Below are 19,792 nucleotides of genomic sequence, written 5' to 3'. Positions count from 1 at the left end.
ACAACCCCTTTTTATATCAACATCTAATTGAATAATTAAGAATAATTTTTCAAGATTTTGCTGTTTCCCAACTGTTTTGATCTAAATCCGTAGTAGCATGGACATTCGTTCCACCATCTGTCCAAATAATTACAGGAATTGTAGGATAACTTTCTTCATGAGACTGAAAAGGAAAATAAGAATCTACAACAGTATGTGTTTTCTTATCATTACCGCCATTTTGAATATAGTATCCGTTTATAAATTCCTCTGTAGAACTGGCTTCATGTTTTTTACTACAGGCATGGTAATAACTCCGTGTTCCTTGTGTTAAATTTTGTCCATCATTTGTATAAACATCGCCCTTTGCTCCGCCTCCAGCATTACAATTAAATAAATAAGTTGTGCCACTTTCTCCACATGCTGCTACATATTCGTTTGGTGCAAACTCTTCCACAACTACCTGTGGATGTTGATATACTTTTTTCATATTCTAAATCCCCTTTCTTAAACCATTAAATTCATTTATAATCCGATAGACAATTCTTCCGTAAAATCTCTTTGTTTAATAATAATAGGAAAAAGGTAAAAAGTCAAGATATAGCAAAAAAATAATTAATTTCTTGGAGTTGTGTATTTTTGCAAGTAGATGATATAATGATTTTAAATTTACATTTCATTACAAAGGACTATCAGAAACTTATGAATATTACAAAATTATTTTTATTAATTTTAAAAACATCACTCCATAATACTACTTGTGAAAATCTTCCGGAGTTGACGCAGGAACAATGGGAAGAGTTATATACTATTTCGGAAAAACATTCTACGGAACCAATGATTTATCAGCAGATTTTTCAGAGCAAATATTTTTAGAAGTCAGATTTAAAATTTCAGATGTTTTGGAAAAAAGGACGCTTGGCTTAAAAGAAGGATTTTTGAGGAATGAATTGGAAATTCAAGACTCGCTCGCGAGTCTTGGCGCGGAATTCGGGTCTGCATAGCAGACATACTTCCAATCCGAATTCCTGCGCATCCTCGCGGAGCGTATATCAGATGGGGGATTGAAATCCGCCACTGATACATAATTGTTGCTCACCGCCTACAGAGGCGGGAGTCATCCCTCATCTGATATAAAATGGTGGAGAAGTAGATGATCTCCGTGTTTTATTATCTAAATCTCGTGTATGGTGATAAATTATGCTATAATCAACACAGTTTGTTGATAAATTAAATTTAAGGGAGTTATATATGAACGGAAATGATAACGAAAATCAGAATAAGAACAAAGTTTCCTTTGAGTCATTGGATATTTTAATCGGAAAGTGGAAGGATGGGACATTTTCGGAGATTATTGATGACTGGAAATGGATCTTTTCTTATAGCAAAAAATATAAAGGTGCCATTGCTTTTTACACATTTCTGGGAATATTCAGTACTTCCATGGGACTGGTGAGTAGTGTTGCCAGCAAATATATGATTGATATTATCACTGGATATCAGACGAGCAAGCTGTGGATCATGATTGCGATTACAGTGGGAAGTGCGGTGTTCAGTCTGGTATTTTCCAATGTGATCAACCGTGTGTCAGCGAAGCTGAGCATCTATATTAATAATGATATTCAGGCGGATATATTTGATAAGATTATAGATGCAGACTGGCTGGAGATTAATAAGTACAGCAATGGCGATGTGCTGAACCGTTTTAACAGTGATGTGAGTACGATCAGTAGTAATGCGATCAGCTGGCTTCCGACGATTGTGATCGCAGTCTATAATTTTATCGCTACGTTTGTTGTCATCTGGCATTATGATAAGATTATGTCTCTGCTTGCATTTGCCAGTGCGCCGGTTATGCTTATGATGTCGAAGTTTTTGATCTCGAAGCAGAGGGAGTATGCCAGAAAAGTCAAAGAGATGAACAGTGATATGATGACGTTCGAAGTGGAGACTTTTTATAATTTTGATACGATCAAGTCGTTTGGCATCTCTTCTTTATATGGGAAGAAGATGAGGGAATGGCAGCGCAAATATAAGGATGTAAGTCTGGAGTACAATATGTTCTCTATTAAGACAGGGGTATTCATGTCAATCATGGGAATGATCGTGCAGTATGCGGCATTTGGCTACTGTCTGTTCCGTCTGTGGACCCATGATATTACGTATGGAACGATGACATTGTTCTTGCAGCAGAGGGGCAACCTGAATTCTGCGTTTAATAATGTGATTTCGATTATTCCAAATTTTTTAAACAGTTCTATATCTGCCCATCGTATACGAGAGCTGGCTCAGCTGCCGAAAGAGGTACACATTCCGGACAGTTCTGAGCTGGATACATATGTGGAAGATGGATTTGAAGTTGCCATGAAAGATGTTGATTTTTCTTATGTCAAAGGAAACCGTGTGATTACAGAGTCATCTTTTAAAGCTTCTCCTGGTGAAATCGTGGCATTGGTTGGCCCTTCCGGCGAAGGAAAGACTACCATGATCCGTTTGATCCTTGGGTTGATCCGACCGGAAGATGGTTCTGCATTTTTAAAAGCATCTGACGGAAGAACCGTTGAGATGAATGCGGATACAAGACATTTGTTTGCATATGTGCCACAGGGAAATACGATCCTTTCCGGTACCATTGCGGATAACATGCGTATGGTGAAAGAAGATGCAACGGATGAAGAAATCATAGAGGCGTTAAAAATCGCCTGTGCCTGGGATTTTGTGAAAAATATGGATGATACCATCAATGTCAATATTGGAGAGAAAGGACGTGGATTCTCTGAAGGTCAGGCACAGAGGATTGCCATTGCCCGTGCAGTGCTGCGGGATGCCCCAATTTTACTATTGGATGAGGCAACTTCGGCTTTAGATGTAACGACAGAACGAAAAGTTCTCCGCAATATTATTAAGCAGAGACCAAATAAAACCTGTATTGTTACCACTCACAGACCAAGCGTTTTGAATATGTGCCAAAGAGTTTATCGGGTGATGGAAACAAAGGTTACAGAGCTGTCGGAAGAAGAATCCAGCAAGATGGCAATGGATTTTTAGAAAAATTGACCGGCTTTGATAAAAAGGTTATAATAGCAATAGGTAGCGAATAAACAGTTGTGGAGGAGCAGTATGAATAAAAAAATATGGAAAATCATCTTCTGTATTGGTGTCATTGTCTGTGTGATCTGTCTTGGATTACTGGGTTGGAACAAATACCAGGCATATAGGCTTCAGAAAGAGCTGGAGGTCATTGAAAACAGCCAGTACACACAGAGAGATGGCCAAGAACCAGAGCTTCCTGAAGGGGTGAGGCATGGTGAAAGTATTGATTTTGACAAATTGCAGAAGATCAATAAAGAGGTTTATGCATGGGTGTATGTTCCGGGGACCAGGATTGATTATCCGGTGGCACAAAATGCCAAAGATGACAGCCATTATCTGAAATACAATTATAAGAATGAACCGGAGTTTGCAGGATGTATTTATACAGAACGGCTAAACAAAAAGGATTTTACAGATCCAAATACTGTTTTGTATGGACATAATATGAGAAATGGATCCATGTTCCAGAATCTTCATAAGTTTGAAGAAAAGTCATTTTTCAGGAAACATACGGAAATTTATATTTATACACCAAAGAAAACTTACACATATAAGATATTTGCAGCATATAAATATGATAGCCGTCATTTGTTAAAGTCATTTAACTTTGATGATAAAAAGGTATTCAAGAATTATCTTGCCAATGTAATGGCTACAAGGGAGATGATCAGTAATATCCGTACAGATGTTAAGGTAACAGAAAATGACCGGATCATAACATTAAGTACATGTGTAGGTGGACAACCAGATAATCGATATTTAGTACAGGCGGTGTTAACAGATGAAAGAGAAGCAAAATAGAAATGATGTCAGCATGCTGAATGATCAGCTGGGACAGGAGATACAAAATATAAATGTGGAATCCAAAGAAGAATTTCAGGGATTTCAGCCGAAAGAAGAGAAAGAAAAACCAAAAAAGAATAAGAAGGGCAAGAAATTGTCGGCTAAAAAAGTAGTCAAAAGGATCCTCATAGTACTGGTTGTACTGATCGTACTGGCTGTCGCAACCTTTTTTGCATTGAGAGCTTTTGGAAAAAATTCCCTGTTCAAGGGAAATGTGGATATGACCAATGGCATAGATGGTGCAGATGTCAAAAATAAAGGAGATTTGGTTATTTACAAAGGCCACAAATATCGCTATAATGAGAACATAACGAGTGTTCTATGTATGGGTATAGACCGAGAGAGTATAAACAGTGATAAAAAATATCTTAAGGAGAATGGCTCAGGACAGGCAGATTCCATTTTCCTGGCTGCACTGGATACGTCATCTAAGAAAATCTCACTGATCAATATACCTCGTGATATTATGGCTGATGTGAAAACATATGATTCAGAGGGTAAATATACAGGAACGACCAATGAACAGATTTGCCTTTCATACGCATATGGTGATGGTAAGGAAAAAAGTTGTACCAATCTGGTAGATTCTGTCTCAAAGGTAATGTACGGTATCCCGATTGATTCTTATATGTCTATTAATTTATCATCTATCAGTGTGTTGAATGATGCAGTTGGAGGAGTGAATGTCCAGGTACTTGGAGATTTATCTTCTGTAGATCCTGCGTTGAAAGAAGGAGCCAGTGTGACACTGTTAGGGGATCAGGCAGAGGCTTATGTAAGGACCCGAGATTTTGAACCACTGGATGCCAATGTGGAACGTATGCGCAGACAGAAGCAGTACGTAACATCTTTTATGCAGACGGCACTGCGGGAATTTAGCAGTGATGTGATGTTACCGGTGGAACTGTTCCATCTTGTATCTGAGAATGCAGTGACCAACCTGTCTATGACAAAGCTTACATATCTGGCAACGACAGTTTCAGGTAGCAGTTTTTCATCTGATAATATTTATAGTATTGACTGTAAGATTAAGGAAGGTAAAGATGGATTTGCAGAGTATTATCCGGATGAGACGAAATTATTTGAGTTAATACTGAAAGTATTTTATAAACAAATTGATTAAGAATTCTAAGTAAGGGGGATTTGGTGTTATGAAGAAGTTTTTAGTGATGATTGCAACATTGGTGATGAGTTTATCTTTTACGGTAGGAGTTATGGCGAATTCTAGTCCTGATATCAAGGATAAGACAACAGCTGAAACTCGTAAAGAAGATGATAATTACAGCAAAACATCACCTAAGACAGGTGACAGCAGTGCACCTGCCGCTTTGATCTATGCTGCATTAGGTGCAGCAGCAATGTCTGTATATGCTGCAAAACGTATCAAAGAACAGCACTAATTAAAGATATCTTAATCCTCTGGTTTATATAGACCAGAGGATTTTTTTGTTGTATAATAAGAACATTGTATAAAATGGGAAATCATTCCCACACCAGGATCCACAAAGGAGTCCTGAATTTGAAAGGAAAAGGGGTTATGATCGATATACATGCACATATCCTTCCGGGACTTGATGATGGAGCGAGGGATATGGATGATTCTCTTGCTATGGCAGAGCTTGCCCTGGAAAGTGGTGTTCATACCATTGTAGCTACATCTCATGCCAATACAGAGGGATTTTTTAAAGAATATGGAATATCGGTGTATCTGGAACGGCTGGAAGAGTTCCGTCGTGCACTGAAAAGGGAGAAGATGCCTTTGACAGTACTTCCGGGAATGGAGATATTTACAAATGATGAGGCTCCGGATAAAATTGGGGAAGGAAAGTTAATTTCCCTGAATGGTTCTCCATATTATTTAATGGAATTTCCGTTTGGGATCTATTGGGAAGATATGGATGAGCTGTTATGGCAGGTGGCAGACCTTGGTGCTGTGCCTGTGATCGCGCATCCGGAGAGATATCGGTGCGTTCAGGAAGATATAAGAGCGGTTATATCATGGAGAGAGCAGGGATATCTCATACAGGTCAACCGGGGAAGTATCTTTGGCAGGTTTGGAACAAGGGCAAAGGAGTGTGTGGATAAGCTGCTAAGCCAGAAGCTGGTTACATGTATTGCCAGTGATGCTCACAAACCATACGAGAGAACTACATACATGGCAGATATAAAGGAATACATGGAAGAACATTATTCTTTTCATTATTCCAGAGAACTGCTTTATGAGAATCCGTTAAAGATCCTGGAAGGCAGAAGGATCAATGAATCATAGAAATCTGGTCAAATCACAGGGAGTAAGGAGTTTATAAAAATGAAGAAATTAAAAATGTTTAGTTTTATATTATTTGGTATATCACTGGCAGCCAGTTTGATCTTCTGGTTTACCCAGATTCGAAAAGGGGATAGGATTGGACCGGTGATCACTATGGATAAGAAAGAGCTGACAGTGGATCTGGATGCTACAGATAAGGATTTCCTGAAGGGAGTAAAAGCTGTAGATGAGAAGGATGGAGACGTTACTTCCTCTCTTGTAGTGGAAAATGTTTCTAATTTTTTAAGTGGTGGACGCCGTTTGGTCGTTTATGCAGCGGTAGACAAACATAATAATGTCAGCCGTGCCAATAGGATAGTAAAATATAAAGGGTATTCTTCACCAAAGTTTTCTCTCAGTGAACCATTTTCTTTTGCAAGCACAGGATCATCCAATGATTCAGATATTCTGGAAAATCTGAAAGTAAAGGATAAGATTGATGGTGATCTGTCAAAGCAAGTGAAGATTCTGACCAACTCTATCGTAGATTTATATTCTCCCGGGGAATATCCGGTAAAACTACAGGTAACCAACAGTGCCGGTGATACAGTCTCATTTAATGCCACGATCCAGATATATGATCGTGAGGAAGCTTCCGATATGCCGTTTATCCATTTGAAAAAGTATCTGGTCTATGTGAAGAAAGGTCGTAAGATCAATCCTGAAAGTTATATTACAAAGGTTTGTTCAGGGGGAGGATATGATTCGGATTTACCGGGTGATATTGATAGATCAAAGGTAAAGATTGATGATGACGATGTGGACTATAAAAAAGCAGGTTCCTATGAGATCACATATTCCGTAAAAGCGGGAAAGGGTCCGAAAGGTTCCGTTAAACTGATCGTAATCGTTACAGAATAAGAGGGGTTAAGCAGATGAGTGAAAATAAAAATACGTCCATAAATGATTATGAAATGAATATTGACTTGTACAGCATTTGCAAAGATATCTGGAAATATGCACTGGTAATTCTTTTGCTTGCAGCGTCCATGAGTCTTTTAGCTTATGTGAAAGTTGGAAGAAGCTATCATAAAATGTATGAGTCTACCAGCACCTTTATTGTCAGTGGTAAGGGAAGTAACAATAACGTTTACAGTAATCTGAATACCACTGCACAGATGGCAACGAAATTTTCTGAAATTTTAAACAGCAGCATTCTTCAGAAAAAAGTTGCCAAAGAAATGAATATGGATTATTTTCCGGGAACTGCGTCATCAGAAGTGATCAATGAGACCAATCTTCTGGTATTAAAGGTACAGGCGGATTCACCGGAACTGGCTTTTCGCCTCAATAAGGCGATCATGAATAATTATTCGGTTGTATCGGATGAATTGATGGGAAATGTGGTTTTGGATGTGCTTCAGAATCCAACGGTTCCAAGTGGCCCTGTAAATAAGTTTCAGCCTACGGCATTGATGAAGAAGACTTTTGTTTATACGTTGATTTTCTTATGTGGCCTGATTGGAATCATTTCATTTTTGAAAGATACTGTCCGTAAACCGAAGGAAGTATCCAGAAAACTGGATGGAAAGCTTCTGGAAACTTTGTACCATGAAAAGAGATATAAAACATGGAAAGCCCGTCTTCATCGCAAGAAAAATCCTGTACTTCTTACAAATCCGGGAACCAGTTTCCGATATGTAGAAAATATGAAAAAACTGGCACGAAGGGTCAGCAGCCAGATGCAGGATCATAACGCAAAGACTCTGATGGTAACAAGTGCCGTGGAAAATGAAGGAAAATCAACGGTTGCAGCTAATCTTGCATTGGCAATGGCAGAAGAATCAGCAAAAGTACTGTTGATTGACGCTGATTTGAGGAAACCTTCGCAATATAAGATCTTTGGGATCGATAAAGAGGAGATCAAGCAGTTTGGAGAGGTTTTAAATGGTAATGAGAATGCAGAAAATCTGGTTCTTCCAATTGCCAATTCAGATCTTCTGCTGGTTGCAGATTCTATGATATATCCAAATTCTACAGAGATGATCGCCAGACCATTGTTTCAAAAAGTACTGGATTTCTTTAAGGAAAGACTGGATTATATCATCATTGATACGCCACCAATGTCTCAGGCAGCAGATGCGGAGGAAATGGTGGATCTGGTAGATGCATCTATTCTGGTAGTAAAACAGCATACAGCCTTGGTAAAAGATATCAATGAAGCCATTGCTATTTTGAAATCAGGCGAAGGGACTATGCTTGGCTGTGTATATAATGATGTATTCCCAGGTTTTGCTGAAACTGCAAAAGCTTACGGTTACAAATATGGCTATGGTTATGGCTATGGCTATGGTTACGGCTATGGGTCCTATGGTTATGGCGGAAAATATGGCTATGGCTATGGCAAACGTGATCAGAAAAAATCTGAAAGAAGCAAATTAAAGACAGATAAATCCAAGTCAGATTTTTAGGAGGGGTGAGCCATGGACAGAAAATATAATGAAAAAAAAGAAAATAGAGAGGGTTTAATTGATATTACAGGAATTCTGGATGATTTGATAAAAGGTGCACTTCATATGAAATGGAGATTTCTGGTTCTGATTCTTTTGTGTGCAGGGTTATTTTGTGGATACAAAAGACTGAATTATTCTCCATATTATGTAGCTTCTTCAACTTTTACTATCAGCTCAAGTATTTCTACGGAATCTTCGGCTACATATATGGATAATGCCACAGCCAATCAGATGGCAAAAACATTTCCATATATCCTGAAAAGTGGAGTTTTGAAGGATATTGTGGCACAAGATCTGGGCGTTCAGTCTATTCCGGGGAAAATCAAAGCAGATGTTATGAAAGACACCAATCTCTTTACATTAAGTGTAACAGCAGATGATCCTAAAATGGCAGATAAGATCCTTAAATCTGTTGTGAAGAATTACCCAACCGTTGCAGAATTTGTCATAGGAAGTTCCCAGTTGACATTAATGGATGAAACCGGTGTGCCAACAGCACCCGCCAATCCATTTAGCTTCTCTCATGAAATCAAAATAGGAATTTTAGTTGGAATAGCATTGTGCTTTATTTTGGATTTATTATTTGCTCTTGGAAAGAACACAGTTCGGAAAGAGGAAGACTTTAAAAAAATGTTCAGTGTCAAAAGTCTTGGAATTTTACCACATGCCAGATTTAATAAAAGAAGATCCAATGTTCAGGAACTGGTTGTTCTTGACAATCCAAGGCTGCCAAGAAACTTTCTAGAAGCGACAAGAACAGTGCGAAGAAGAATCGAGAGAGCCAGTAAAGAAAGCGGCATGCGTTCATTCCTTGTAACCAGTGCCATGCCAGGAGAAGGAAAATCTACTGTTTCAGCCAATATTGCCTTAGCCCTTGCCATGAAAGGACATAAAGTAATTCTGGTAGATGCCGACCTTCGAAATCCATCCACTGCAAAGGTACTGGGAATGAAAGAACAAAGTATAGGTACTCTGGAGGTAATCAAAGGAGAAGCTTCCATTGAGGAGGCAGTACAGCCATATAAAGACACAGGAGTTATGATTCTTGCAGGCTCTAATCCAATTCAGGACACATCATCTGTTTTAAGTGGTGAAAATATGAGACATTTCATCAAAGAGCTGGAAAAACAAGCAGATTTTGTTATTATCGATACACCACCAAGTGCATTGCTGTCAGACGCAGCCATTGTTGCCCAGTATGTAGACGGAGCAGTATTTGTAGTCCGCCAGGATTACACAGATGTAGATCAGATTCTGGATGGTATGGAAATCCTCTCCGGTTCCGGTGTCACAATAAATGGATGCATCTTAAATGATGTCAATACAGGAACAGCACAAAGCAGTCATTACGGACACGGATATCATGCAAAAGCGGATGCTATATAGAAAGCAAACAAAACAGGTATATCAGAGGAAACGATAGAAAGTAAGACCTCCACTGGAAAGTGGAGGTCTTTTCATTTCCATAGGAGCTAAGAGCAGATTTGGCCACTTTGTTTTATAAAATAGAATATATATCAGACATGATGGACGAAAAATTAGAACCAATCAAAGAAGATGTGAAGGTATTAAAAGAAGATGTAAAAGGACTAAAACAAGACGTAGGAGTATTAAAAGAAGATGTGGACATTTTGAAAGAAAATGTAGAGGAATTAAATAAAAAAACCGTAAAAATGTCAGGGAAAATAGACATGCTGCAAAATAGAGTATCAGACTTAGAATTCACTATGGAAAATAAAATCAGTCACGAAATACATCTAATAGCAGAAAATCATTTTTTTACAGACAACTGGAGTATATAAAAGGTGTATGGAAAAAATATAGTGAATTACCAATAAAAGTTGAATATTTGTATTATCAAATGCAACAAAGAATGGCAATATAAACATAATATTATGTAGAATTCTAAATTCAGTCCAAGCTGTTTACACAGAGAAGATAATATCCAGTGGAGCCCCTATCCTGTACCATGCCATCTGACCGAGCATCTGCGAGGGAAGCGGCTGGGAAGGATAGGCGCGGAACCTTTGGGAAGGATAGGCGCGGAACCTCTGGGAGGGATAAGCGCGGAACTTCTTATCTGGCTTTTCCTGTGCTTTTTCTTTTTACGATAAATGGTTCGAATTCCAGCTTTGTTACGAAGCTTCGTGGCTGGTTTTTTGTTTTTGAGTCACGGAGTCTTGCTATTATATCCACGGCTTCTCGTCCTTTTGCTTCAATAGAGTGTTCTACAGTTGTCAGAGAAATTCGGTTCATATTTGCCATTGGAATATTATCGAATCCGCATACGGAGAAATCATTTGGTACTTTATACTTAAGTTCATACAGGGCATCCAGAATTCCGAAAGCCACCATATCGTTATAACCTACAAAGGCAGTGGAATCGGTGCCTTCTTCCAGAATCTGTTTGGTCAGATTAAATCCGGAGGAGTATTCCAGAAGATTTGGAGACAGCAGGTTATATTCTCCGGGAGATAAGGAACGCAAAGTTACACAATCTTCACCAAGACCATAATCACGGAAAGCACTGACCAGTCCTTCGTATCGTTTGGAGCGGGATCGTTCGATATTGCTGATTGGTGTGGAAATATAGGTGATTTTTCTATGACCAAGGGATATTAAATGTTCTGCCACAAGGTAGGCAGGTTTTGTGCTGCTGACATGAATGGAGTCGAAAGTGATTTCATCATTTTTATCGCCAATGTTAATAATAGGAAATTGTTTGGACATTTTATTTACATCAGGAAGAAATGATGTAGGGTACAGATATACGATACCGGCAACTTCCACATCATGATTCAGCATATCCAGATAATACTGTTCTGTGCTTGGATTTCTCAGAGTCGGAGCCACAAAGGTTACGTAGCCGTAATCGTGAGCCCTCTCTGTAATTGAATGAACAAGAGTTGTGTAATAATGATTGGAAAGAAACGGGCACATAATGACAATGACTTTTGACAGAGAGTGGGCAGGTTTCTGTTTTGACGTCTTTTTCTGATATCCCAGCTCTTTCGCTGTCTTCAGAACCCTTTGGCGAGTTTCCTCTGAAAATGATACATCTGTTTTATTGTTTAAGATCATGGAGACAGCAGATTGGGATACATTTGCATGTTTTGCAATATCCTTTGTGGTGACTTTCTTTTTTTCGGCCATATTTTCCTCCTAATCAAAATTTATTTTAATTAATAACTAATAACTAATAAATAAAAGAGAATATTACTAATAAAATACAAAATATTAGTTAACATAAATTAATAATATCATACATTCTTTTGAAAATATAGGAAAATCGGCATTTCTTTTGAGGAATAATGTATGCACAGCTATGCGCTTTATCAGAAGAAAAAATAGTGAATTAATAAAAAGTGAAAATATTAATAAAATCAGTGATTTATAAAGAACTGCATATTTTTTTACATTTGACAAGAGAAATGTTCCATGTTTAAATGTTATCAGAAACAACAAGAACCACTTTTTTAGGAGGAATAGAACTATGAGATTTTTCGTTGACACAGCAGACGTAGATCAGATCAGAAAAGCAAATGATATGGGAGTTATTTGTGGAGTAACAACTAACCCATCTCTTATTGCAAAATCCGGTAGACAGTTTGAAGATGTTATTAAAGAAATTACTTCTATTGTAGACGGTGCTATTAGCGGAGAAGTTAAGGCTACAACAACAGATGCAGAAGGAATGATTGCAGAAGGTAGAGAAATTGCTAAAATTCATCCAAATATGGTAGTTAAAATTCCTACAACAATCGAAGGATTAAAAGCTACAAAGGTATTATCTTCTGAAGGAATCAAAACCAACTTAACACTGATTTTCAATCCTAACCAGGCATTATTGGCTGCAAGAGCTGGTGCAACATATGTATCTCCATTCCTTGGAAGATTAGATGATATTTCTGAAAATGGTTTAAACCTGATTGCTGATATCAAAGAAATCTTTGAAATGGCAGGAGATATTGATACACAGATCATTTGTGCAAGTGTACGTAACCCAATCCACGTTATGGAATGTGCTAAAATGGGTGCAGATATTGCAACAGTACCATATAATGTATTTGAACAGATGATGAAGCACCCATTAACAGATCAGGGAATTGCTAAATTCCAGGCAGACTATACAGCAGTATTTGGAGAATAAGAAAGGGTGGTACAGACAATGACAACCGCAGAATTAAAGACAACAGCAAATGAGATCCGTAAAGGAATTATCAAAGCTACACATGCTGCAAAATCAGGACATCCGGGAGGATCTTTATCTGCAGCTGATGTATTCACATATTTATACTTTGTTGAAATGAATATTGATCCGGAAAATCCAAAAGATGAAAACAGAGACCGTTTTGTTCTTTCAAAAGGTCATGTTGCACCTGGATATTACGCAACATTAGCTGAAAGAGGATTTTTCCCTAAAGAAGACTTACTGACATTAAGACATGTTGGTTCCTACTTACAGGGACATCCGGATATGAAAAAAATCCCTGGTGTAGATATGTCCAGTGGTTCTTTAGGACAGGGAATTTCTACAGCAGTTGGAATGGCTATGGCAGCAAGACTTCAGAACAAAGATTACCGTACATATACACTTCTTGGAGACGGTGAAATTCAGGAAGGACAGGTATGGGAAGCTGCTATGTTCGCTGGAGCAAGAAAACTTGATAACCTGGTAGTTATCGTTGATAATAATGGACTTCAGATCGATGGTAATATCGAAGATGTATGTTCTCCATATCCAATTGGAGAAAAATTCGCTGCATTTAACTTTAATGTAGTAGAAATCGACGGACATAACTTCGATGAAATTGCAGATGCATTCAAACAGGCAAAAGAATGCAAAGGAAAACCAACTGCAATTATTATGAAGACTGTAAAAGGTAAAGGTGTATCCTTCATGGAAAATCAGGCTTCATGGCATGGTTCTGCACCAAACGATGAACAATGTGAACAGGCACTTAAAGATTTAGAAAAGGTGGGCGAATAAGATGGCAGAAGTAAAGAAGATTGCGACAAGAGAAAGCTATGGTAATGCTTTAGTTGAATTAGGAAAAGAAAACCCTAATGTTGTAGTTTTAGATGCTGACTTAGCCGCTGCAACAAAAACAGGTGTATTTAAGAAAGAATTCCCGGAAAGACATATTGACTGTGGAATCGCTGAATGTAACATGGTAGGAATCGGTGCTGGTCTTGCAGCAGCTGGAATGGTTCCTTTTGTAAGCAGTTTTGCAATGTTTGCTGCAGGACGTGCTTTCGAACAGGTAAGAAACTCTGTTGGATACCCTCATTTAAATGTAAAAATCGGAGCAACTCATGGTGGAATCTCTGTTGGTGAAGACGGAGCAACTCATCAGTGCTGTGAAGATATTGCATTAATGCGTACAATCCCGGGAATGACAGTTATCGTTCCATCTGATGATGTAGAAGCAAGAGCAGCTGTAAGAGCAGCAGCAGAAATGGACGGTCCTGTATATATGAGATTTGGACGTCTGGCTGTACCTGTTATCAATGATACACCAGATTACAAATTTGAAATCGGTAAAGGTAACGTTGTAAAAGAAGGTACAGATGTTGCGATTATTGCTAACGGACTTTGCGTGGCAGAAGCACTGGAAGCAGCTAAAAAACTGGAAGCTGATGGAATCAGTGCAAAAGTAATCAATATGGCAACTGTAAAACCATTAGATAACGAACTGGTTCTTGCAGCAGCAAAAGAAACAGGAAAAGTTGTAACTGTAGAAGAACATTCTGTAATCGGTGGACTTGGAAGTGCTGTATGTGATGTATTATCTGAAAATCTTCCTACACCAGTATTAAAAATCGGTGTAAATGATGAATTCGGACATTCTGGTCCAGCTGTTGAACTGATCAAGGAATTTGGTCTGGACGGTGACAGCATTGCTGAAAAAGTAAAAGCATTCGTTAAATAAAATTAACGAAATATCTCAAATAATAGTTCTAAAGAGGACTCTGCATTATGCAGGGTCCTTTGCTGCTTTATAAATAGCGAAACATATTGTATAATGAAAAAAGAAGCGATATAAGGTAAGGGAGGAGATAATATGTGGACAAGAGAGGAATTAAAACGAAAAGGGAAAGAAGCACTACATAGAAATTACTGGATTACAGTTCTGGTTGCGTTGATTTTCCAGTTTTTTATTGGAGGGGGAGATAGTGTAACTTCAACATTTCGTCAAACTGTAACAGAAATTTCCGCAGAAAGCGGAAGTTTGGCAGATAAGGCATCAAATGTAATAAATTCACTTTTTTCTATTAATTTTCTTGAATTTTTCAAAGATAGCTGGATAGTTTTAGGAATTCTTCTTATTTTCATTTGGGCAATCATTTTCTTTTTGCTGAAGATTTTCATTGGAAATTTGTTTGAAATCGGAGCCAGAGGATTTTTTATAGAAAATAGCAGGAACAAAGCATCATTAGGGCTTATATTAGATGGATTTCGAAATGGACATTATACCAATAAGGTCTTAACATTATTTTTAAGAGATTTATATACATTCCTTTGGGCTTTGCTTTTTATTGTTCCCGGCATTGTGAAATCATATGAATATTCTATGGTTTCATATATCTTAGCAGAAAATCCGGGTATTTCCAGAGAAAGAGCTTTTAAGATCAGCAAAGAAATGATGAGAGGACAAAAATGGGATGCTTTTGTTCTGGATTTATCTTATATTGGATGGATGATTCTTGGAACGATTACTCTGGGTATAGTGAATGTTCTTTATACAAATCCATATCGTCAGACCACATGGGTGGAGCTTTACAAGGCCAACCGGCAGAGAGTACTGGATGAAGGAACAGTATCTTATGAGGAGCTTTCCGGAAATGATCATGAAATATAACAGGAATACAATTGAGAGATTTCGTTTTAATAAATGAAATCTCTTTCTTTTTTTCTTAAAGGATTCTTAAAAGTTCTGTATTTGATAGGAACCTAAAATCATGCTATACTGTACTTTGAGACAAAGTGTAAAATACTTGTTTAAGGCAAGAGGTCGATAAAAGGAGTTAGTTATGGGTAAATATTTTGGAACAGATGGATTTCGTGGAGAAGCAAATGTTACTTTGACAGTAGAGCATGCATATAAAATCGGACGTTATATCGGATGGTATTTCAATCAGAAAACATCCAGGGCAAAGATTGTCATTGGAAAAGATACAAGACGCAGCAGCTATATGTTTGAAAATTCTCTGGTAGCAGGTTTAACTGCTTCAGGAGCTGATGTTTATATGTTATATGTTACCACAACACCAAGTGTGGCTTATGTAGTTAGAACAGAGCAGTTTGACTGTGGAATTATGATTTCTGCCAGCCATAATCCATACTATGATAATGGAATCAAGCTGATCAATGCAAAAGGTCATAAGATGGAAGCTGAAATTGAAGAAAAGATAGAAGCATATATTGACGGGGAGATTGAAGAACTGCCATTTGCTACAAAGAAAAAGATTGGTCGTGCTAACGATTATTCTGCAGGAAGAAATCATTATATCGGATATCTGATTTCATCTGCTACCCGTTCATTTAAAGGGATCAAAGTTGGTCTGGACTGCTCCAATGGAAGTGCTTTTTCAATTGCAGAGAATGTATTTAATGCACTGGGGGCAGAGACTTATGTGATTAATAAAGAACCGGATGGAACCAATATTAATACCAATTGCGGTTCTACACATATTGAAATCCTTCAGGGATATGTGAAAGAAAATCATCTGGATGTAGGATTCGCATATGATGGTGATGCAGACCGTTGTATTGCGGTAGATGAAAATGGAAAAGTTATTGATGGGGATCTGATTCTGTATGTCTGTGGTCAGTATATGAAAAAACATGGAGAATTGAATAATAATACAGTTGTAACTACAGTTATGTCTAATCTGGGATTATATAAGGCGTTTGATGCGGCAGGTATTTCCTATGAGAAGACAGCTGTTGGTGATAAATATGTAAATGAAAATATGGTAAAGAATGGTCATGCACTTGGCGGTGAACAGTCTGGTCATATTATCTTTAGTAAATTTGCAACAACAGGAGATGGAATTTTAACATCTCTTAAAGTTATGGAAGCGATGATTGAAGAGAAGAAGACTCTTGGACAGCTGGCTGAGGCCGTAGAGATTTTCCCTCAGATTCTGGAAAATGTTCGTGTTTCTGATAAGAAGACAGCAAGGGAAGATGAAGATGTGCAGGCAGCTGTAGATTCTGTAGAAAAGGAACTGGGGGATGATGGAAGAATCCTGGTTCGAGAAAGTGGAACGGAACCGCTGATTCGTGTTATGGTGGAAGCCAGAACCCATGAAATCTGCAGAACATATGTGGACAGGGTTGTAAAAGTGTTAAGACAGAAAGGGCATGTAATCGATTAATCTATGGAAAATTTATATGCGGATATTATCATTAATATTTCACATGAGGCACTGGATCGGGTATTTGGGTACAAAGTGCCTTTTTCCTTAATTCATGATATCCGTGTGGGACAAAAAGTTGTAGTTCCCTTTGGAAGGGGAAATCGTGAACAGACCGGATATGTGGTAGGGCTATCTGATTCCATTGATTATGATGAAAGTAAAGTAAAAGAGATTCTTCGGATTGAGGAAGACAGTGTAAGTGTGGAATCCAAAATGCTTTCACTGGCATACTGGATTCGTGAGAATTATGGTTCTACTATGATTCAGGCTTTAAAGACTGTTCTTCCGGTTCAGGAGAAAACAGAAAGAAAAGCGAAAAAATTTATAGAATTGAAGATTGATCCGGTTCACGGACCAGCTCTTCTGGAAGAGTATTTTGGCAGGCATTATGTGGCAAAGGCAAGGCTTTTGGCGGAACTTCTGGATCAGCATACAATTTCATGGGATCTTGCCATAAAGAAATTAAAGATTTCCAGAAGCACCATTGACAGTATGGTGAGAGATGATGTAATACGAGTGGTAACAGAGTATTATTTCAGAAATCCTAATCCTGCAGGTGAGGGTATCTGTCCTCCGTTCCCGTTAAATGAAGAGCAGCAGAGCCTGATAGATGAATTTAAGGCAGATTTGCTGCGGGATGACCATAAAACATATCTTCTTCATGGAGTTACAGGAAGCGGAAAAACAGAGGTTTATCTTGCTGCAATTGAAGAAGTGGTAAAAAGGGGGCAGCAGGCTATTGTGCTGATTCCAGAGATTGCACTGACATATCAGACAGTGAAGAGATTTACCAGAAGATTTGGAGACAGGGTTTCCATTCTTAATTCCCGGTTATCCAAAGGGGAAAAATATGATCAGTGGCTTCGGGCCAAAGAAGGAGATCTGGATGTGATCATTGGCCCAAGATCTGCTTTGTTTGTACCATTTCCCAACCTTGGATTAATTGTTATTGATGAGGAACATGAAGGAAGCTACAAAAGTGAGCAGACCCCCAAATATCATGCCAGAGAAGTGGCTATTGAGAAGGCAAGGATGGAAGAGGCTTCGGTTATTCTGGGTTCTGCTACACCATCGGTGGAAAGCTACAAAAATGCACTGGATGGTAAATATCGTTTATGGGAACTTTCCAGAAGAGCCCAGGCGGCTGTTCTGCCGAAGGTATATATTGAAGATTTAAGAGAAGAGCTTAAATGCGGAAACAGGAGTATGTTTAGCCGCAGACTTGGAGAATTGATAAAAGACAGGCTTAGGAAAGGGGAGCAGATTATGCTGTTTCTCAACCGGCGTGGATATGCGGGATTTGTATCCTGCCGAAGCTGCGGACATGTGATGGAATGTCCACATTGTGATGTATCTATGACATACCACAAAGATGGAACATTGAAATGTCATTACTGCGGGTATCAGCAGCCTATGCCAAAGCAATGTCCCGAATGTGGAAGCCCTTATATTGCAGCTTTTGGTCTGGGAACTCAGAAAGTTGAGGCAGCGATTCACAAAGAATTTCCGGAAGCAAAAGTTCTTCGCATGGATATGGATACTACACGAAAAAAGCATGGTCATGAGGAAATTCTGGCAGCTTTTTCCAATGGAGAAGCAGATATTCTGATTGGAACCCAAATGATCGTAAAAGGCCATGATTTTGCTAATGTAACATTAGTAGGAATTCTGGCAGCAGATTTATCATTGCATGCCAATGATTACCGGGCTGGAGAGAGAACTTTCCAGCTGCTGACCCAGGCAGCCGGAAGGGCAGGAAGAGGACAAAAAGCGGGGGAAGTAGTAATACAGACTTATTCTCCGGAACATTACAGTATTGTGACAGCGGCAAAACAGGATTATAAAGAGTTTTACCAGCAGGAAATAGGATACAGAAATATTTTAAAATATCCTCCTGTATGGCAGATGCTTGTTATTTTTGTGGCTGGTCCTCAAGATGACCAGGTAAAACAGCTGACAGAAACTATGGCTGATATGATCCGTCAGATGGATGTTACGGTAATAGGACCAAGTGAGGCAGTATTTGCAAAAATCAATGATTATTACCGGCATGTTATTTATATCAAAGATAAAGATTATCAGACTCTGATTTCTGTGAAAAACAGAATGGAGCAGTGGATTAGTGAAAAGAATATCTCTAAAGATATTTTGATAAATTTTGATTTTAACCCGATGAATAGTTATTAAAGAAGACAAAGGAGATAAAAAATGGCGATAAGACAGATTCGTATTATGGGAGACGATGTACTTAGAAAAACATCAAAGGAAGTAAAAGAAATGACACCAAGATTAAAAACACTGGTGGAAGATATGTTTGATACTATGTATGAGGCAATGGGTGTAGGCCTTGCAGCACCTCAGGTAGGTATTTTAAAAAGAATCGTAGTGATCGATACTTATGAAGAAGGAGAAAAATTCGTTCTTGTGAATCCGGAGATTATTCATAGAGACGGAGAACAGATTGGTGAAGAAGGATGTTTAAGTCTCCCTGGAAAAACAGCAGTGGTAAAACGTCCAAATCATGTTATCTGCCGTGCCTATGATGAAAATATGGAACAAATTACTATCGAAGGAGAAGGACTTCTGGCAAGAGCAATTTGTCATGAGCTGGATCATCTGGATGGGGTGTTATATCCTGATGTGGCAGAAGAGCCTGTAAAAGATGTAGTTTACGAAGAAGGAGAATAAT

General features: G+C 38.4%; 19 protein-coding genes. 17 read left to right on the top strand and 2 right to left on the bottom strand.

All coding sequences use genetic code 11. From position 1 onward, the window contains the following. Positions 1 to 49: 49 nt before the first annotated feature. Positions 50 to 469, bottom strand: coding sequence for a hypothetical protein (locus BHF70_RS05835; protein ID WP_075759382.1), 420 nt, complete (start codon positions 467 to 469; stop codon positions 50 to 52). Between the two features lie 301 nt (positions 470 to 770). On the opposite strand from BHF70_RS05835, the gene BHF70_RS12555 reads away from it, so the two are divergent. The 10 genes from BHF70_RS12555 to BHF70_RS05785 all read left to right on the top strand — a co-directional run bounded on the left by BHF70_RS12555 (position 771) and on the right by BHF70_RS05785 (position 10,478). Next, the gene (locus tag BHF70_RS12555) at positions 771 to 983 is read left to right on the top strand and encodes a hypothetical protein (RefSeq protein ID WP_207650059.1); all 213 of its coding nucleotides are present in this window, start codon (positions 771 to 773) and stop codon (positions 981 to 983) included. Between the two features lie 247 nt (positions 984 to 1,230). Continuing rightward, entirely contained in the window at positions 1,231 to 3,027 is a 1,797-nt protein-coding gene (locus BHF70_RS05825) for an ABC transporter ATP-binding protein (RefSeq protein ID WP_075759380.1), read from the top strand. A gap of 72 nt (positions 3,028 to 3,099) precedes the next feature. Beyond that, positions 3,100 to 3,873 (top strand): class B sortase, encoded by a 774-nt coding sequence (gene srtB, locus BHF70_RS05820; protein ID WP_075759379.1) that lies wholly within the window; start codon positions 3,100 to 3,102, stop codon positions 3,871 to 3,873. Continuing rightward, on the top strand, positions 3,854 to 5,038 hold the full coding sequence (locus BHF70_RS05815; protein WP_075759378.1) for an LCP family protein: 1,185 nt from the start codon (positions 3,854 to 3,856) through the stop codon (positions 5,036 to 5,038). Before srtB ends, BHF70_RS05815 begins: the two co-directional genes overlap by 20 nt. A gap of 28 nt (positions 5,039 to 5,066) precedes the next feature. Further along, positions 5,067 to 5,315, top strand: a complete 249-nt coding sequence (locus BHF70_RS05810) for a hypothetical protein (protein WP_075759377.1) — start codon at positions 5,067 to 5,069, stop codon at positions 5,313 to 5,315. A gap of 119 nt (positions 5,316 to 5,434) precedes the next feature. Continuing rightward, complete coding sequence (locus BHF70_RS05805) at positions 5,435 to 6,184, top strand: tyrosine-protein phosphatase (protein ID WP_242946322.1); 750 nt, start codon at positions 5,435 to 5,437, stop codon at positions 6,182 to 6,184. A 39-nt stretch (positions 6,185 to 6,223) separates the two neighbouring features. Continuing rightward, positions 6,224 to 7,084, top strand: coding sequence for a DUF5011 domain-containing protein (locus BHF70_RS05800; protein WP_075759376.1), 861 nt, complete (start codon positions 6,224 to 6,226; stop codon positions 7,082 to 7,084). A 14-nt stretch (positions 7,085 to 7,098) separates the two neighbouring features. Next, the gene (locus tag BHF70_RS05795; protein ID WP_075759375.1) at positions 7,099 to 8,634 is read left to right on the top strand and encodes a polysaccharide biosynthesis tyrosine autokinase; all 1,536 of its coding nucleotides are present in this window, start codon (positions 7,099 to 7,101) and stop codon (positions 8,632 to 8,634) included. 12 nt (positions 8,635 to 8,646) lie between these two features. Continuing rightward, a complete protein-coding gene (locus BHF70_RS05790) occupies positions 8,647 to 10,062 on the top strand; it encodes a polysaccharide biosynthesis tyrosine autokinase (RefSeq protein WP_075759374.1) in 1,416 nt (471 codons plus the stop codon). Positions 10,063 to 10,160: 98 nt separating this feature from the next. Further along, on the top strand, positions 10,161 to 10,478 hold the full coding sequence (locus BHF70_RS05785; RefSeq protein WP_075759373.1) for a hypothetical protein: 318 nt from the start codon (positions 10,161 to 10,163) through the stop codon (positions 10,476 to 10,478). A gap of 274 nt (positions 10,479 to 10,752) precedes the next feature. Here the strand turns inward: BHF70_RS05785 and BHF70_RS05780 are convergent, their stop codons facing one another. Next, a complete protein-coding gene (locus tag BHF70_RS05780) occupies positions 10,753 to 11,829 on the bottom strand; it encodes a LacI family DNA-binding transcriptional regulator (RefSeq protein WP_075759372.1) in 1,077 nt (358 codons plus the stop codon). A 340-nt stretch (positions 11,830 to 12,169) separates the two neighbouring features. On the opposite strand from BHF70_RS05780, the gene fsa reads away from it, so the two are divergent. From fsa to def, 7 genes are all read left to right on the top strand, one after another. Next, on the top strand, positions 12,170 to 12,826 hold the full coding sequence (fsa, locus tag BHF70_RS05775) for a fructose-6-phosphate aldolase (protein ID WP_075759371.1): 657 nt from the start codon (positions 12,170 to 12,172) through the stop codon (positions 12,824 to 12,826). An 18-nt stretch (positions 12,827 to 12,844) separates the two neighbouring features. Further along, complete coding sequence (locus BHF70_RS05770) at positions 12,845 to 13,666, top strand: transketolase (RefSeq protein ID WP_075760538.1); 822 nt, start codon at positions 12,845 to 12,847, stop codon at positions 13,664 to 13,666. A gap of 1 nt (position 13,667) precedes the next feature. Then, the gene (locus BHF70_RS05765) at positions 13,668 to 14,609 is read left to right on the top strand and encodes a transketolase family protein (protein WP_075759370.1); all 942 of its coding nucleotides are present in this window, start codon (positions 13,668 to 13,670) and stop codon (positions 14,607 to 14,609) included. Between the two features lie 132 nt (positions 14,610 to 14,741). Continuing rightward, entirely contained in the window at positions 14,742 to 15,539 is a 798-nt protein-coding gene (locus tag BHF70_RS05760) for a DUF975 family protein (RefSeq protein ID WP_075759369.1), read from the top strand. A 172-nt stretch (positions 15,540 to 15,711) separates the two neighbouring features. Continuing rightward, the gene (glmM, locus tag BHF70_RS05755; protein ID WP_075759368.1) at positions 15,712 to 17,061 is read left to right on the top strand and encodes a phosphoglucosamine mutase; all 1,350 of its coding nucleotides are present in this window, start codon (positions 15,712 to 15,714) and stop codon (positions 17,059 to 17,061) included. Between the two features lie 3 nt (positions 17,062 to 17,064). Beyond that, positions 17,065 to 19,290, top strand: coding sequence for a replication restart helicase PriA (gene priA / locus BHF70_RS05750; RefSeq protein WP_075759367.1), 2,226 nt, complete (start codon positions 17,065 to 17,067; stop codon positions 19,288 to 19,290). 21 nt (positions 19,291 to 19,311) lie between these two features. Next, the gene (gene def / locus BHF70_RS05745; RefSeq protein WP_075759366.1) at positions 19,312 to 19,791 is read left to right on the top strand and encodes a peptide deformylase; all 480 of its coding nucleotides are present in this window, start codon (positions 19,312 to 19,314) and stop codon (positions 19,789 to 19,791) included. Position 19,792: the final 1 nt, after the last annotated feature.

Source organism: Anaerostipes sp. 494a (assembly GCF_001940315.1).
Lineage (GTDB): Bacteria > Bacillota > Clostridia > Lachnospirales > Lachnospiraceae > Anaerostipes > Anaerostipes faecalis.
This window is presented reverse-complemented; position numbering and strand designations above follow the sequence as displayed.